Here is a 13,463-nt window from a genome sequence, read left to right on the forward strand (position 1 = left end):
CCACTTAAGGTCACGGTACCGATGCGGAAGCTTTTCGTCCACCTGCCCGCGAGATGCGACAATCCCCCCATGACGGCGGATCCGGAGACACGGCTGCGCGCCGACGCGCGCCGGAACCGGGATCAGATTCTGGCTGCGGCCAAGCAGATGTTCTTCGACGACGGCCCCGACGTGCCGATGGAGGAGATCGCCCGCGCCGCCGGCGTCGGCGTCGGCACGCTGTACCGGCGTTTCCCCGACCGCGAGGCGCTGATCCGCGCGGTCGCGCAGGACAACTTCGCCCGCGTGCTCACCGAGGCGCGCGCGGCCGCGGAGGAACCGACGGGCTGGCAGGCGCTGGTGCGGCTGCTCGGCCAGTCACGTGAGCTGCAGCTGAGCGTCCGGCTGGCGCTGGTGTCGCCGCAGGCGTCGGTGATCATCCGCGAGGACCGCGGCACGCAGGAGTTCCGGAACGCGATCCTCGACGTGCTGGACGACATCGTGCACCGCGCGCAGGACGAGGGTTCCCTGCGCGCGGACGTCTCCACCGGCGACGTCGCGATCGTGGTTTCGTTGCTGCTGCGCCGGTTTCCGGCGAAGGGCGAGACGGCGGAGCTGATGATCGAACGTGTGCTGGCGCTGTTGCTCGAAGGGCTGCGCGCGCGGCCGGACTCGGTATTGCCCGGCCGCCCGATCACGGTCGAGGACCTCTACCTCCGTTAACGCTGCCGCCGCACCATCTCGGTGATCCAGATCGGCGCGTAGGGCGAGGTGCAGTTCGGCGGGGTCGGGTAGTCCTTGAGGACTTCGAGCCGTTCGCCGATCTCGATCGCCCTCGTGCGGTGCTCGGGGTGGTGGATGCCGATGGTGGCGAGGCATTCGTTCATCGCCCACTGCAGGCGGTCCGGCGCGTCCTTCATCCGCGCCTCGATGAGGTCGAGCAGCCCGGGCAGGTCGAGCCCTTCCGGCGATTTGGCCACGCGCGCACTGGTCAAGGCCCAGCCGGCACTGGCGACCGCCGGATCGGGGTCGGCGAACCACGCGACGCGCAGCTCCTCGACGTGCGCGTTCTTCTTGACGACGTTGGTGATCAGCCAATCGTGCACCTTGGGCACGCGCGCGTCGCGGAGCATCGTGTCCAGTTCGGACGCCGAGTACGCCTTGGGGCGGCTGATCAGGATCGCGACGAGCCGGGCCGCCGTATCGCCCGTCGCCCACAGGTCGCCGGCCAGCTCGTGCTGGGTCTTGAGGCTTTTGGCCACAGCGCGCAGCTTCGTGAGGTTGACCGCGTGATCGTCGCCGTGGCGTTGGTTGACGGCGAGGATCTTCGGGTCCGCCAACGCCTTCAGCTCCGTCAGCACTTCTTCGACCGTGGCCATCTAAACGTCCTTCACTTCGAGTACGCGCGCGGCCGGGGCAGCGTGGCCGACCTTGTCCCGCAACGCGAGGCGGTCGGGATCGGCGAGGAACGCTTCGTATCCCGCACGCGACGTGAACCGAAGCAAATGCACCTCGCTCCCCGCGTCGGCCGTGCGCAGGCGCCGCTCCAGCGTGCCGCCGTGTTTTCCCAGCCGCGCCAGCACGTCGTCCTCGAACCGCTGCCCGTCGTCTTCCCGCCCCGCGACCATGTCGACCACCACGGCCAACAGCACTTCCGCCATCAGACCCCCATCGGATGCCACACGCTCTTCGTCTCCAGGAACTTCCGCAGCCGCGCGATGTCCGGCCGTCGCGTCCAGTCCGGCTCGTCCGCCGGCACGGACAGCACGCGCTTCACCGTCCCGGCCGCTTCGCGAGCGAGAGCCGCCCTGTCCGAAGCGCCCGTCGGGTCGAGCGCGTTCACGTCGCCGTGCGAAGCAAGCCACGGGCCGAGCTCGTCGGCGTTGCCGGTCAGGATGTTCGCCACCCCGCCCGGCAGGTCCGCCGTGGCCAGCACCTCCGACAGCGTGATCGCGGGCAACGGCCGTTCGCGGCTGCTCACCAGAACCGCGGTGCATCCCGTCGCGAGCACCGGCGCCAGCACGCTCACCAGCCCGAGCAGCGAAGACCGTTGCGGCGCAAGGATTCCCACTACGCCCGTCGGCTCGGGAACGCTGAACGAGAAGTACGGCCCCGCCACCGGGTTCGCCGCGCCCAGTACGCTCGCGATCTTGTCGGTCCAGCCCGCGTACCACACCCAGCGGTCGATGGCGGCGTCCACAATGGACGAAGCGTGCCTGCCGCCCTCGGCGGCGGTCACCTCGGCGACGAACTGCTCCCGCCGTCCCTCCAGCATCTCCGCGACCCGGTACAGCACCTGCCCCCGGTTGTACGCCGTCGCGCCCGACCAACCGGGAAAAGCCTTGCGTGCGGCCGAAACCGCGTCCCGCACGTCCTTGCGCGACGCGTCCGCCGCGTTGGCGAGGAACTTGCCCTTGTGATCGGTCACGGCGTACACCCGGCCGCTTTCCGAGCGCGGGAACTTGCCGCCGACGAACAGTTTGTAGGTCTTCGCGACGGAAATCCGATCAGACATCGAGGTACCCCTCCAGCCCCGCGCGGCCACCCTCGCGGCCGAAACCCGATTCCTGGTACCCGCCGAACGGCGCGGCCGGATCGAATCGGTTGAACGTGTTGGCCCACACCACCCCGGCGCGCAGCCGGTTCGCTATCGACAGGATCCGAGAACCCTTGTCGCTCCAGATCCCGGCCGACAGCCCATACGGCGTGTTGTTCGCCTTGGCCACCGCCTCGTCCGGGGTGCGGAAGGTGAGCACCGACAGCACCGGGCCGAAGATCTCCTCGCGGGCGATCCGCATCGACTGGTGCACGTCGGAGAACACGGTGGGAGCGAAGAAGAAGCCGCGATCCGGCACCGGGCACGGGCTGGTCCAGCGGTGCGCGCCCTCGGCCTCGCCGGACTCGGTCAGCTCGCGGATCTTCGCCAGCTGGTCCGCGGAGTTGATCGCGCCGACGTCGGTGTTCTTGTCCAGCGGGTCACCGAGGCGCAGTGTGGAGATCCGGTACCGCAGCTTGTCCAGCAGCTCGTCCACAATGGACTCCTGGACGAGCAGCCTCGACCCGGCGCAGCACACGTGGCCCTGGTTGAAGAAGATCCCGTTCACGATCCCCTCGACGGCCTGGTCCAGCGGCGCGTCGTCGAAGACGATGTTCGCCGCCTTCCCGCCGAGCTCCAGTGTGAGCCGCTTCGGCGTGCCCGCCACCTGACGCTGGATCAGCTTGCCCACCTCGGTGGACCCGGTGAACGCGATCTTGTCGATGCCATCGTGGCCGACGAGCAGTTCGCCGACGTCACCGGCGCCGGGCAGGATGTTCACCACGCCGGGCGGCAGGTCCGCCTGCCGGCAGATCTCCGCGAACACCAGCGCTGTCAACGGAGTCGTCTCGGCGGGCTTGAGTACCACCGTGTTCCCGGTCGCCAGCGCGGGCGCGATCTTCCAGGCCAGCATCAGCAGCGGGAAGTTCCACGGGATGATCTGCCCGGCGACACCCAGCGGCCGCGGATCCGGGCCGAAGCCGGCATAGTCGAGCTTGTCCGCCCAGCCCGCGTGGTAGAAGAAATGCGCGGCGACCGTCGGTAGGTCGGAGTCGCGGGATTCCTTGATGGGCTTGCCGTTGTCGAGCGTTTCCAGCACGGCCAGCTCGCGTGAACGCTCCTGGATCAGCCGCGCGATGCGGAACAGGTACTTCGCCCGCTCGCTGCCCGGCATCGGCCGCCACACCTTTTCGTAGGCGCGCCGCGCCGCCTTCACCGCGGTGTCCACATCGGACTGTGCGGCCGTGCCGACCTCGGCGAGGATCTCCTCGGTGGCCGGGTTCACGGACTTGAGCGGTTCGCCGGCGCCGTCGACGAACTCACCGTCGACGAACGGCCGGTAGCTCGGCTTGAGGTTCGCCAGCGCCCTCGATTCCGGGGCGGGCGCGTACTCCCAGGTCATCAGTCCACCGTCACATAGTCGGGGCCGCTGTAGTGGCCGTCGAGCTGGGTTCGGCGCTGCAGCACGAGATCGTTGAGCAGGCTGGACGCGCCGAAGCGGAACAGTTCCGCGGTCAGCCACTGCTCGCCGGCCACCTCGCGCACCGCGACGAGATAGCGGATCGCATCCTTCGTGGTGCGGATGCCGCCCGCGGGCTTCACCCCGCGCAGCTCGCCGGTCAGGGCGAACCAGTCGTGCACCGCCTGCAGCATCACGTGCGTGACCGGCAGGGTCGCGGCGGGGGAGACCTTGCCGGTGGAGGTCTTGATGAAATCGCCGCCCGCCAGCAACGCGAGCCACGACGCGCGGCGCACGTTGTCGTACGTGGCCAGCTCACCCGTCTCCAGGATGACCTTCAGATGTGCCTCGCCGCAGGCTTCCTTGATCGCCTGGATCTCCTCGAACACCTGCCCGTAGCGCCCCTCGAGGAACGCGCCGCGGTCGATCACCATGTCGACCTCGCTCGCGCCGGACTCCACGGCCAACGCCACATCGGCCAGCTTCACCTGACGGCTCGACCGGCCCGACGGGAACGCGGTGGCCACGCTCGCGACCCCGATCCCGGTGCCCTTCAGCTCTTCCACCGCCGTCGCCGCCAGATCCGGGTACACACAGACCGCGGCTACGCGCGGGGTTTCCGGCCTGTCCGGGTCCGGGCGCTTCGCCTTCGCCGCCAGCGCGCGCACCTTGCCGTGCGTGTCGGCGCCTTCGAGCGTCGTGAGGTCGACCATCGAGATCGCCATGTCGATGGCCTGGAGTTTGGCCGCCTTCTTGATACTGCGGGTGGCCAGGGACGCGGCCCTGGCCTCGACGCCGACCTGGTCGACGCCCGGCAGCCCGTGCAGGAATCGGCGCAGGCCGGCGTCATCGCGGGTAGCGTCGGCCAGCCCGGCCGGGAGAGTTGTGGTCACAGCCCCCGAGCTTAGTTCTCCAGCTGGCGTTTTCGCGGCTTCCGGATGACGGTGACCGCGCCCCAGAACGCGAATCCGGTCACCTTCAGCACCGGCGCTCCCGGCGGGGGAGCGGCCGCCACCGGGCCGCGGTCCTCCGTCTCGAACGCGCCCATGAAGCCGATTCCGTTGACGTCGACCACGATGTCGTCCGGCACGACGATCTCGATGCCGCCCATGATCGCGACCGCGGTGATCGTGGAATGGCGTTCGGCGAAGCGGGCGTCGCGCAGGTCGAAGTCCACGCCGCCCCAGAACGCGAAGCTCGTGTGGCTCGGCGGCACGACCCAGTTGCCCTTGCGGCTCGCGCCGGACATGACCGCGATCGACGCCTGCGAGCCCGGGACTCCGCCGATCCGCTTGTCGACCTCGTGCGAGGGCGCGGCCTCGACCGCCGTTCCGGGAGTGACGCCGGGGAGGTCCGCGATGGGCGGCTTCAGATCGTCGAGCGTCTTCGCCGCGTACACGGTGTCGAGCCGCTCTTCCAGTTCCTGCACGGTGATCCGGCCCTCCGACAGGGCGTTGTGCAGGATCTGCGCGACCCGCTCGCGATCATCGTTCGACGCCCGCATCGGCGGGTGTTCCGGGGTCTGTTCCGTCACACCGCAGAGCGTAGCGGGGAGGCGGCGGGGACCGTACGGTATTGCGTCATGAACGTGCAGGTGGTGGATCATCCGCTGGCGAAGGACAGGCTCTCGACCATGCGGGACGCCCGCACCGACAGCGCCGCGTTCCGCGCGGCGCTGCATGAGCTGACCGTCATGCTGATCTACGAAGCCACCCGCGACGCACCGGTGCGCGCCGAGCGGATCCACACCCCGGTCGCGCGCACCAACGGGTACCGGCTGGCGAACCCGCCGCTGCTGGTGCCGGTACTGCGGGCGGGGCTGGGGATGGCTGATCAGGCGCACAAACTGATCCCCGACGCGCAGATGGGGTTCGTCGGCCTGGCACGCGACGAGGAAACGCTGCAGCCGACGCCGTACATGGAGTCGCTGCCGGAAAGCCTCGCGGACCGGCCGGTGTTCGTCCTCGATCCGATGCTCGCCACCGGCGGTTCGATGGCCTACACCATCGGCCTGCTCACCGAACGCGGCGCCACGGACGTCACCGCGATCTGCGCGCTGGCCGCGCCCGAAGGCCTGAAGCACCTGGAGGAGGCCAACCTGCCGGTGCGCGTGGTCACGGCTTCGATCGACGAGCGCCTGAACGACTCGGGTTTCATCGTTCCCGGCCTCGGGGACGCGGGGGACAGGCAGTACGGGGCACGGTGAACCCTTACTGGAACACGAATGTCGCCCGGCATCCGGACATCCTTCGTGCTGTCCCCGAAGGATGCGTCGAGGCGCTCGACGTCGGCTGCGGGGACGGGCTGCTCGCACGGAAGCTGGCCTCGCGGGCGAAGCGCGTCACCGGCATCGACAGCTCGCCCCGGATGATCGCCGACGCCCGCGAACTGGCCGCCGACCATCCCGGGCTCACTTTCCTCGAAGGCGATTTCCTCGCCGCCGACTTGTCCGATGGCACTTACGACTTCGTGTGTTCCGTGGCCACCATCCACCACCTGGACTTCGAAGCGGCGCTGTGCCGTATGCGCGATCTGCTGCGCCCCGGCGGAGTGCTGGTGGTGGTGAGCCTGGCCCGCTCGGCAACCCTGGCGGAGCGGGCCTTCGCCGTCGCCGCCACTCCGGCCGTCCGGATCACGAAGCTGCTTCGCCGTGCGCGCAGCCCGCAAGGGATGCCGGGGATGAAGCCACAAATGAGCTACGGGCAGGTGCGCGCCGCAGCGCAGCGCCTGCTGCCGGGCGTGCGCTATCAGCGACACGTACTCCGGCGCTACTCAATTACTTGGACGAAACCGGCCCGCTGAATGACCGCTACCGCCTACCATCGCGCTGATCAGGGGAACGCGTGCGGAGGAGGCGATGGCGATGAGTTCCGATCCCGCCGCGGCGGCACGGGAACGGCTGAACCGGATGGTCGCGGACGTCAACAGCGACCACGAACGGTACGTCGCGGTGCGTGCGGGAATCGAGAAGGCCGAGGCCACCGAGAGCACCGACGGCGGGGCCATCACGGTCACCGTCGGATCCGGGGGCGAGCTGCGTGATCTCAAACTGACAGACCGGGCGCTGCAGCTGGGCGCCGCGCGTCTCGGCGCGCAGGTGGTCGCCGCGACGAAGCGCGCGCAGGCGCGGATCGCCGACCGGGTGCAGGAGATCGTGGACGAGCACGTCCCGCCGGATGATCTGCTTGGCAAGGAGATCGTCGCCAAGACGCGAGAACGCTTCCCCGATCCGGAACCGGAAGAAGCCGCCAGGCCCGCTTCGCCGCCCGCCGACCCCGGCGACTTCAGCACCGAGAGCTACCTGCGATGACCGAGCCCCTGCAGGTGGACCCGTCCCTGCTCGACAAACACGCCCAGCACATCGCCGGAGTCGCCGACAAGACGGCACAGGCGGCCGACGCCGCGAAGCAGGTGACGCCGGGCGGTCTGGACAACGCGTACGGCGTGCTGTGCCAGTTCTTCGGCCAGGCCATCGACACCGCCGGCCGGTTCGCGCAGAGCGTCTTGGCCGACACCACCGACGCGCTGCGCAAAACCCAGGAAGGGATGACCAGCGCGTCGCGGCAGTACAGCGCGCAGGAGGACAAGAGCGAGGAACTGTTGCAAGAGATCGCCCGCCAGGTCGAGGAAGTGCCGGTGCCGGGCCAGGGAGGCCCCGTTGAGTGACGACAACCCGCTCGTCGAGCGAGACGCCACCTTCCACCTGTCCGACTACACCCCGGACGCCAAGGCGCTGGCCGACGGCGACTACGGGAAGTTCGCCGGCAGCTACTTCACCGGCACGGACGACCCGTTCACCGGTGAGGACAACGGCTGGCTCAAGGGCACGGGTCTGCCCGACGACACCTTGAGCTACTGCAAGGACATCGAAAAGGGCGACTGGGCGAGCGCGGCCTTCGACGCGGCGGCGGTCGTGCTGGACAGCATCGGCTACGTGACCGACCCGGCGGGCTCCATCCTGAGCGCGCTGATCAGCTGGGCGATGGAGCACCTGAAACCGCTCAAACTGATCATGGACGAGCTGACCGGCAACGGGGACACCGTCGCCGCCGTCGCCAAGACCTGGGGCAACATCAGCACCGCGCTCGGGCAGGCGGCCGACGACTACGCGTCCGCGGTCACCGGCGACGTCGCCGGTTCCTGGACCGGCGGCGGCGCCGACGCGTACCGCGATGTCTCCGGCAAGCTGCACGACGCGCTGGCCACGTGCGCGCTGATCGCGGACGCGATGAAGGCGCTGGTGGAGATCGCGGCCGAATTGGTGCAGACCGTGCACGACACGGTGCGGGACCTCATCGCGAGCACGCTCGGGTCGCTGATCGTGGACGCGCTGGAACTGCCCGAAGGCCCGCCGGGATGGGCGCTGATCGCCGAGGAGTCGATCGGCTACATCGCGCGCCAGTGCGGGAAGGGCGCCAAGCTCGTGGAGATGTTGCTGAAGGTGCTCACCGACGGCTTCGGTCTGGTCGGCAGGCTCCTCAACACGCTGCACGAGGTGATCAAGATCCTGCCGAAGATCATCGAGATCGGCAAAGACGGCGGCAAGATCGTCACCGGCTCCTGAATCAGCGCCGCCACCCGTTGGCGTGCGCGCGCAGCGACGCCTCGTAGGAGGCGGCGACGTCGAAGCCGCCGGGCAGGTTTCCGTTGAGCTCCAAGGAAACCAGCCCGTGCACGAGGCCCCACGCGCTGATCACGACGGTCTCCGGGGCGACGTCGGCGAACACCTTCCCGTCGATCGCGTCCCGCACCACGTCCATCAGGGGCGCCAGCGTGGTGCGCGCCAGCTCCTCGGCCTCCGGCCCCGGTTCGAACCCGGGCACCGCCTTCGTGAACATGATCGAGTACAGGTGCGGGTCGGCGAGCGCGCTCTCGCGGTAGGTCAGCCCGAGCCGGACGAAGTCCTCGGCCGGGTCGTCGGTGCGCCCGGTCGCCGCCATCCGTTCGCCGAACCGGCGGAAGCCCTCGGCGTAGAGCGCGTTCACCAGATCCGGTTTGCTGCCGAAGAGCGAGTACACGGCGGTGGTCGAGGTGCCCGCGTCACCGGCGAGTTTCCGCAGGCTCAGCGCCTTCGGGCCGTCCGTGGACAGCAGCTCGCCCGCCTTGTCGAGCAGGCGCAGGCGAAGGTTCTCGTCATGTGTCCGTGGTCGGGCCATGAACACAGCGTATCGCAACGCTGTTATCAATGCTGATTCCGGAGTTGACCTGGAGTGCACTCCAGGTCGTAGTGTCGATGCACGTGAGCGTCGGCGACCAAGGGGAGAGAGGACGGCCATGAGCTATTCGATAGCGGAGGCCGCACGCCGGAGCGGTTTGTCGATCGACACCCTCCGGTACTACGAGCGCATCAAACTGGTGGACCCACCGTCGCGCGACGCGGCGGGCCGCCGGGCCTATTCCGACGACGACCTCGCGTGGCTCGGGTTCCTGACCAAACTCCGCACCACCGGCATGCCGATCAAGATGATGCGGGAGTACGCCCAGCTGCGCCACCACGGAGACGCCGCGGCCGGCCGCAGGCGCGGCATCCTCGTCGAGCAGCGCAGTTCGGTCCGCGCGCGGATCGCCGAACTGCAGTCCTGCCTCGACGTACTCGACTACAAGATCGACAACTACGACCGGATCTGCCGCGATCTCGCGGCGACCCAGGTGGAAGGGATTTCGGCTTGATCGCCAAGCGCAAGCTCGGAGAACTGGAAGTCGGCGCGCAGGGGCTCGGCTGCATGGGCATGAGCCAGGCCTACGGCGTGCGGGACAACGACGACGAATCCGTCGCCACGATCCACCGCGCACTCGAGCTTGGCGTCACCCTGCTCGACACGGCCAACGTGTACGGCCCGCACACCAACGAGGAACTGGTCGGCCGCGCCATCGCGGACCGGCGGGACCAGGTCGTGCTGGCCACCAAGTTCGGCATCGTGCCCGGCCACATCGGGCCCGGCGGTGGCTCCCAGCGCGTGCGCGGGGACGCCGCGTACGTCCGGCAGTGCTGCGAGGAATCCTTGCAGCGCCTGGGAACCGACCACATCGACCTCTACTACCAGCACCGCGTCGACCCGGAGGTCCCGATCGAGGAGACCTGGGGCGCGCTGGCCGAGCTGGTCGCCGAGGGCAAGGTGCGGCACCTCGGCATCTCGGAGGCGTCGGCCGCCACCATCCGCGCCGCGCACGCGGTGCACCCGATCACCGCGCTGCAGAGCGAATGGAGCCTGTGGACGCGGGGCATCGAGGACGAGGTCGTGCCGACGTGCCGTGAGCTCGGCATCGGCATCGTGCCGTTCTCCCCGCTGGGCCGCGGTTTCCTGACCGGCTCGGTCACCTCGGTGCAGGACCTGCCCGAGGACGACATGCGCCGCGGGCTGCCGCGGTTCGCCGAGGAGAACCTCGACCGCAACCTCGCCATCGTCGAGGCGCTGCGCAAACTGGCGGCCGAAAAGGGCGTGACGGCCGGGCAGCTGGCCCTGGCGTGGGTGCAGCACCAGGGCGCCGACGTCGTGCCGATCCCGGGCACCAAACGGCGCAAGTACCTGGAGGAAAACGTGGCCGCCACCGAGATCGCACTGTCCGAAAAGGACATCGCGGCGATCGAGGCGGCGGCACCGGCGGACGCCGTGGCCGGTGAGCGCTATCCGGAACGCTTCGCGCGCACCGTGAGCAAATGACGGAACGGGCCCCGCACTCGGCGGGGCCCGTATTCCTTGTCAGTCCAGCAAAGCCCGCACAGCGGCGGCGGCCCCGCCGAGCGCGACAGTCTGCTGTTCGCGGTCGGCCAGCGAGCGCACCGTGACGTTCCCGGCGTCCCAGTCCTCCTGACCGACGATCACCACCGCGCGCGCCCCGGCGCGGTCCGCGCGCGAAAGCTCCTTGCCCAGCTTGCGCAGTTCGAGCGGCGTGGACGAGCGCAGCCCGGCCTTCCGCAGCTCCGCGGCCACCTGCCGCGCCGGCCCGGCCAGCTCCCCGGCCACCGGGATCACCACGACATCGACCTCGCTGCGCGGTTTCGGGGTGAGCCCGTGGGTGTCCAGGAAGTCCATCAGCGTCACGTCGCCCATGCCGAACCCGATGCCCTGGATCTGCTGCGAAGTGAACATCCCGGCGAGGTCGCTGTAGCGGCCGCCGCCGAACAGCGCGCGGTTGTTCTCCGGCGAGGTGTCGAAGACCTCGAACACGGTGGACGTGTAGTACGCCAGCCCGCGCACGATCATCGGGTCGAACCGGACGAGGCTCGCCGCCTCCGACTCGAGGACCTTGACCAGGTTCGACGCTTCCTTCACCGGCGCCGGCAGCTCGTCCAGCAGGGCGGTGCCGGCCGAAAGCACGTCACCGAGCCGTTCGAACTGCTTGTCCGCCAGCCCGATTTCGGCGGCCTGCTCGGCCAGCTTGTCCTTGTCGTACTTCTCCCAGCGGTCCACCAGCCCGAACACCTGGCCGAGCTGCTCGGCGGAAACCCCGACGAGATCGGTCAGCGCCGAGCCGAGCAGGTTCCGGTCGTTCGCGCGGACCAGGAACATGTCCTCGGTCGCGCCCACCGAACCCAGCAGCGCGTGGATCAGCTCGAACATCTCGATCTCGCAGTTCGCGCTGTCCGAACCGAAGATGTCGGCGTTGATCTGCCAGTGCTCGCGCACGCGGCCGCGCTGCGGGCGCTCGTAGCGGTGGCAGTTCGGGTGGCTGTACCAGCGCACCGGGAAGTTGAGCGAGCCCGCGTTCCCGGCGATCATCCGCGCCACCGACGGGGTCATCTCCGGGCGCAGCGCGAGCCGGCGGCCGCCCCGGTCGGTGAGCGTGTACAGCTGCTGGTCGGCGATCTCCTGACCGGACTTGCGCTCGTAGATCTCCGCGGACTCCAGGATCGGCCCGTCGTAACGCAGGTAGCCGAACCGCTCGAGTGCTTCGTAGAGATGGTCGAACACCTGCGTCCGGACGGACATCTCCGCGGGCAGGAAGTCCCTGGTCCCCCGGTAGGGCGCGGTCGGCAGGTACTCGGGCACGACGGTCCTCACTCCTCGAAAACAGTACGTTCCCGAGTTTATCCAGCTAGGCGACCGCGATTCCCCAGGCCGTCATCAGCATGGCCGCGGCCAGCAGCACGGCGCCGCCGGTGGTGACCCCGTGCGCGAGGCCGGGCCTGCCGGGCACGAGGTTGAGGAACAGCCCGCCCGACTGACCGAGGATGCCGAAGAGGAGCAGGAAGCACGCGATCCACCGCGCCGCCTCGCCCAAGTCGCCCTGCGCCAGTAGCTGTAGCGAGACGAGCGCGAGGACGAGCAGCACGCCGGCGTGCGCGTGCCCGGCGCGGAAGAAGCCGCGCTGTTTGTCGGTGAGCCGGCCTTTTCGCAGGAGGCCGAGCAGGGCGTAGCCGCCGTACATCACGGTGGGCAGGGAGACGAGGGCGATCACGGTGAACAGCTGGGTGGGCCCGCTGAGCGTTGTCATGGGGAAGAATATAACAGTGTTTTAAAACAGTGTCACGCGATGAGGGTCGCCGCTACGGTCGCCCCGAGCTCCCAGCACGCCTCCAGCGCGGACTTGTCCGGCTCGCCGGTGACGGTGACCTTCTCCGCCGCCTGTTCCCAGCCCAGCCCGGTGGTGATCGACTCGATCCCGCGCACCGTGCCGGCCACGTCGCTGCCGCCGTGCACGTAGTAGCCGAACGGGCGGCCGCGGGTGGAGTCGAGACAGGGGTAGTAGATCTGGTCGAAGAAATGCTTGAGGGCGCCCGACATGTAGCCGAGGTTCGCCGTCGTACCGAGGAGATAGCCGTCGGCCTCGAGCACGTCGGACGCCGTCGCGGCGAGCGCCGCCCGGCGCACCACGTCCACGCCCTCGATCTCGTCGGTCGTCGCGCCGGACACGACGGCCTCGAACATCGCCTGCAGATTCGGCGACGGCGTGTGATGCACGATCAGCAAAGTAGGCACGAACTGGAGGGTGCCGCCCGCACTCGCGCCCGGCAACCCCGCGGTCCTGGATGTGCTCGCGGTGAATGCCGTGAATCCCGGGCACTGCCCGGCTCGGCCGAATGGGCGCCAGCTGTTTCCCCGCCGAGGGCGGAAGACGGCCCTACTGGGGCCCTGAGCTGGGGTTTCACCGTTAAGGGACCCCCCTGTTCGGGCCCGTTTTCCAGGCATGTAATCTTCTTTTCGTCGCCAGGGAGACCGGGCCGGAGGGCAAAAGCCCAAACGCACGGGGTACCAGGCCGCCGAGCTAGACCACCCCCCGATGAATCGGCAGATTCGAGACGGGGTAAGGTATAGCCCGGATGAAGCACAAAAAAGCGTGTTGTTTGAGAACTCAACAGTGTGTTTGATGAACTAAGCCAGTAGAGCTTATTTGAACCCTTTGTGGGTTCCTTTGAGAAATACGATCGAGTCGATCGAACTTGTTCATTGTTGGAGAGTTTGATCCTGGCTCAGGACGAACGCTGGCGGCGTGCTTAACACATGCAAGTCGAACGCTGAAGCCGCTTCGGTGGTGGATGAGTGGCGA

Annotated in this window: 18 protein-coding genes and 1 rRNA gene; 9 read left to right on the top strand and 10 right to left on the bottom strand. The window is 68.8% G+C overall.

The genetic code is table 11. From position 1 onward, the window contains the following. Positions 1-69: 69 nt before the first annotated feature. Positions 70-702 carry a TetR/AcrR family transcriptional regulator gene (locus tag FPZ12_RS38215; protein WP_144757607.1) on the top strand — a complete coding sequence of 211 codons (633 nt, stop codon included), beginning with the start codon at positions 70-72 and terminating at the stop codon, positions 700-702. Here FPZ12_RS38215 and FPZ12_RS38220 read toward each other — a convergent pair. From FPZ12_RS38220 to FPZ12_RS38245, 6 genes are read right to left on the bottom strand one after another with little or no spacing between them, the layout of a single operon-like run. After that, complete coding sequence (locus FPZ12_RS38220) at positions 699-1,358, bottom strand: DNA alkylation repair protein (protein WP_144757608.1); 660 nt, start codon at positions 1,356-1,358, stop codon at positions 699-701. The genes FPZ12_RS38215 and FPZ12_RS38220 overlap by 4 nt on opposite strands. Further along, entirely contained in the window at positions 1,359-1,640 is a 282-nt protein-coding gene (locus tag FPZ12_RS38225) for a hypothetical protein (protein WP_144757609.1), read from the bottom strand. It abuts the gene before it with no gap. Beyond that, a complete protein-coding gene (locus FPZ12_RS38230; RefSeq protein WP_144757610.1) occupies positions 1,640-2,494 on the bottom strand; it encodes an aldehyde dehydrogenase family protein in 855 nt (284 codons plus the stop codon). The genes FPZ12_RS38225 and FPZ12_RS38230 overlap by 1 nt, the downstream gene beginning before the upstream one ends. Further along, entirely contained in the window at positions 2,487-3,920 is a 1,434-nt protein-coding gene (locus FPZ12_RS38235) for an aldehyde dehydrogenase family protein (protein ID WP_144757623.1), read from the bottom strand. The genes FPZ12_RS38230 and FPZ12_RS38235 overlap by 8 nt, the downstream gene beginning before the upstream one ends. After that, positions 3,917-4,867: a deoxyribose-phosphate aldolase gene (deoC, locus tag FPZ12_RS38240; RefSeq protein ID WP_144757611.1), complete on the bottom strand. Its 951-nt coding sequence runs from the start codon at positions 4,865-4,867 to the stop codon at positions 3,917-3,919. Before deoC ends, FPZ12_RS38235 begins: the two co-directional genes overlap by 4 nt. An 11-nt stretch (positions 4,868-4,878) precedes the next feature. After that, positions 4,879-5,478, bottom strand: coding sequence for a DUF1707 SHOCT-like domain-containing protein (locus FPZ12_RS38245; protein WP_144757624.1), 600 nt, complete (start codon positions 5,476-5,478; stop codon positions 4,879-4,881). A gap of 78 nt (positions 5,479-5,556) precedes the next feature. Between FPZ12_RS38245 and upp the strand changes: the two genes are divergently transcribed. From upp to FPZ12_RS38270, 5 genes are all read left to right on the top strand, one after another. Beyond that, complete coding sequence (upp, locus tag FPZ12_RS38250) at positions 5,557-6,180, top strand: uracil phosphoribosyltransferase (RefSeq protein WP_144757612.1); 624 nt, start codon at positions 5,557-5,559, stop codon at positions 6,178-6,180. Then, on the top strand, positions 6,177-6,776 hold the full coding sequence (locus tag FPZ12_RS38255) for a class I SAM-dependent methyltransferase (RefSeq protein WP_144757613.1): 600 nt from the start codon (positions 6,177-6,179) through the stop codon (positions 6,774-6,776). The genes upp and FPZ12_RS38255 overlap by 4 nt, the downstream gene beginning before the upstream one ends. Positions 6,777-6,837: 61 nt before the next feature. Beyond that, a complete protein-coding gene (locus FPZ12_RS38260; protein ID WP_166463046.1) occupies positions 6,838-7,284 on the top strand; it encodes a YbaB/EbfC family nucleoid-associated protein in 447 nt (148 codons plus the stop codon). Beyond that, positions 7,281-7,640: a type VII secretion target gene (locus tag FPZ12_RS38265; RefSeq protein WP_144757615.1), complete on the top strand. Its 360-nt coding sequence runs from the start codon at positions 7,281-7,283 to the stop codon at positions 7,638-7,640. The genes FPZ12_RS38260 and FPZ12_RS38265 overlap by 4 nt, the downstream gene beginning before the upstream one ends. Further along, a complete protein-coding gene (locus FPZ12_RS38270) occupies positions 7,633-8,538 on the top strand; it encodes a WXG100 family type VII secretion target (protein WP_144757616.1) in 906 nt (301 codons plus the stop codon). Before FPZ12_RS38265 ends, FPZ12_RS38270 begins: the two co-directional genes overlap by 8 nt. Position 8,539: 1 nt before the next feature. Here the strand turns inward: FPZ12_RS38270 and FPZ12_RS38275 are convergent, their stop codons facing one another. After that, a complete protein-coding gene (locus tag FPZ12_RS38275) occupies positions 8,540-9,130 on the bottom strand; it encodes a TetR/AcrR family transcriptional regulator (RefSeq protein WP_144757617.1) in 591 nt (196 codons plus the stop codon). A 118-nt stretch (positions 9,131-9,248) separates the two neighbouring features. Here FPZ12_RS38275 and FPZ12_RS38280 point away from each other — a divergent pair, with 118 nt between their 5' ends. Then, positions 9,249-9,644, top strand: a complete 396-nt coding sequence (locus FPZ12_RS38280) for a MerR family transcriptional regulator (RefSeq protein WP_144757618.1) — start codon at positions 9,249-9,251, stop codon at positions 9,642-9,644. Continuing rightward, positions 9,641-10,636, top strand: a complete 996-nt coding sequence (locus FPZ12_RS38285; protein WP_208026154.1) for an aldo/keto reductase — start codon at positions 9,641-9,643, stop codon at positions 10,634-10,636. Before FPZ12_RS38280 ends, FPZ12_RS38285 begins: the two co-directional genes overlap by 4 nt. 39 nt (positions 10,637-10,675) lie before the next feature. Here FPZ12_RS38285 and hisS read toward each other — a convergent pair whose 3' ends face one another. Genes hisS through FPZ12_RS38300 form a run of 3 tightly spaced genes read right to left on the bottom strand, consistent with a single transcriptional unit; the run spans position 10,676 to position 12,895 of the window. Further along, positions 10,676-11,965, bottom strand: a complete 1,290-nt coding sequence (gene hisS, locus FPZ12_RS38290) for a histidine--tRNA ligase (RefSeq protein ID WP_144757619.1) — start codon at positions 11,963-11,965, stop codon at positions 10,676-10,678. Positions 11,966-12,011: 46 nt separating this feature from the next. Beyond that, positions 12,012-12,410 (bottom strand): hypothetical protein, encoded by a 399-nt coding sequence (locus FPZ12_RS38295; RefSeq protein WP_144757620.1) that lies wholly within the window; start codon positions 12,408-12,410, stop codon positions 12,012-12,014. Positions 12,411-12,442: 32 nt separating this feature from the next. Then, positions 12,443-12,895, bottom strand: a complete 453-nt coding sequence (locus FPZ12_RS38300) for a flavodoxin family protein (protein ID WP_144757621.1) — start codon at positions 12,893-12,895, stop codon at positions 12,443-12,445. A gap of 468 nt (positions 12,896-13,363) precedes the next feature. Here FPZ12_RS38300 and FPZ12_RS38305 point away from each other — a divergent pair. Continuing rightward, positions 13,364-13,463 (top strand): 16S ribosomal RNA (locus tag FPZ12_RS38305); the annotation flags it as partial.

Source organism: Amycolatopsis acidicola (assembly GCF_007713735.2).
GTDB lineage: Bacteria > Actinomycetota > Actinomycetes > Mycobacteriales > Pseudonocardiaceae > Amycolatopsis_E > Amycolatopsis_E acidicola.

What these genes read in the sequence shown, in the direction of transcription:
- FPZ12_RS38215 (WP_144757607.1), top strand. Translation starts at nt 70, where the DNA reads ATGACGGCGGATCCGGAGACACGGCTGCGCGCCGACGCGCGCCGGAAC.
- FPZ12_RS38220 (WP_144757608.1), bottom strand. Translation starts at nt 1,358, where the DNA reads ATGGCCACGGTCGAAGAAGTGCTGACGGAGCTGAAGGCGTTGGCGGAC.
- FPZ12_RS38225 (WP_144757609.1), bottom strand. Translation starts at nt 1,640, where the DNA reads ATGGCGGAAGTGCTGTTGGCCGTGGTGGTCGACATGGTCGCGGGGCGG.
- FPZ12_RS38230 (WP_144757610.1), bottom strand. Translation starts at nt 2,494, where the DNA reads ATGTCTGATCGGATTTCCGTCGCGAAGACCTACAAACTGTTCGTCGGC.
- FPZ12_RS38245 (WP_144757624.1), bottom strand. Translation starts at nt 5,478, where the DNA reads ATGCGGGCGTCGAACGATGATCGCGAGCGGGTCGCGCAGATCCTGCAC.
- upp (WP_144757612.1), top strand. Translation starts at nt 5,557, where the DNA reads ATGAACGTGCAGGTGGTGGATCATCCGCTGGCGAAGGACAGGCTCTCG.
- FPZ12_RS38260 (WP_166463046.1), top strand. Translation starts at nt 6,838, where the DNA reads ATGAGTTCCGATCCCGCCGCGGCGGCACGGGAACGGCTGAACCGGATG.
- FPZ12_RS38265 (WP_144757615.1), top strand. Translation starts at nt 7,281, where the DNA reads ATGACCGAGCCCCTGCAGGTGGACCCGTCCCTGCTCGACAAACACGCC.
- FPZ12_RS38275 (WP_144757617.1), bottom strand. Translation starts at nt 9,130, where the DNA reads ATGGCCCGACCACGGACACATGACGAGAACCTTCGCCTGCGCCTGCTC.
- FPZ12_RS38280 (WP_144757618.1), top strand. Translation starts at nt 9,249, where the DNA reads ATGAGCTATTCGATAGCGGAGGCCGCACGCCGGAGCGGTTTGTCGATC.
- FPZ12_RS38295 (WP_144757620.1), bottom strand. Translation starts at nt 12,410, where the DNA reads ATGACAACGCTCAGCGGGCCCACCCAGCTGTTCACCGTGATCGCCCTC.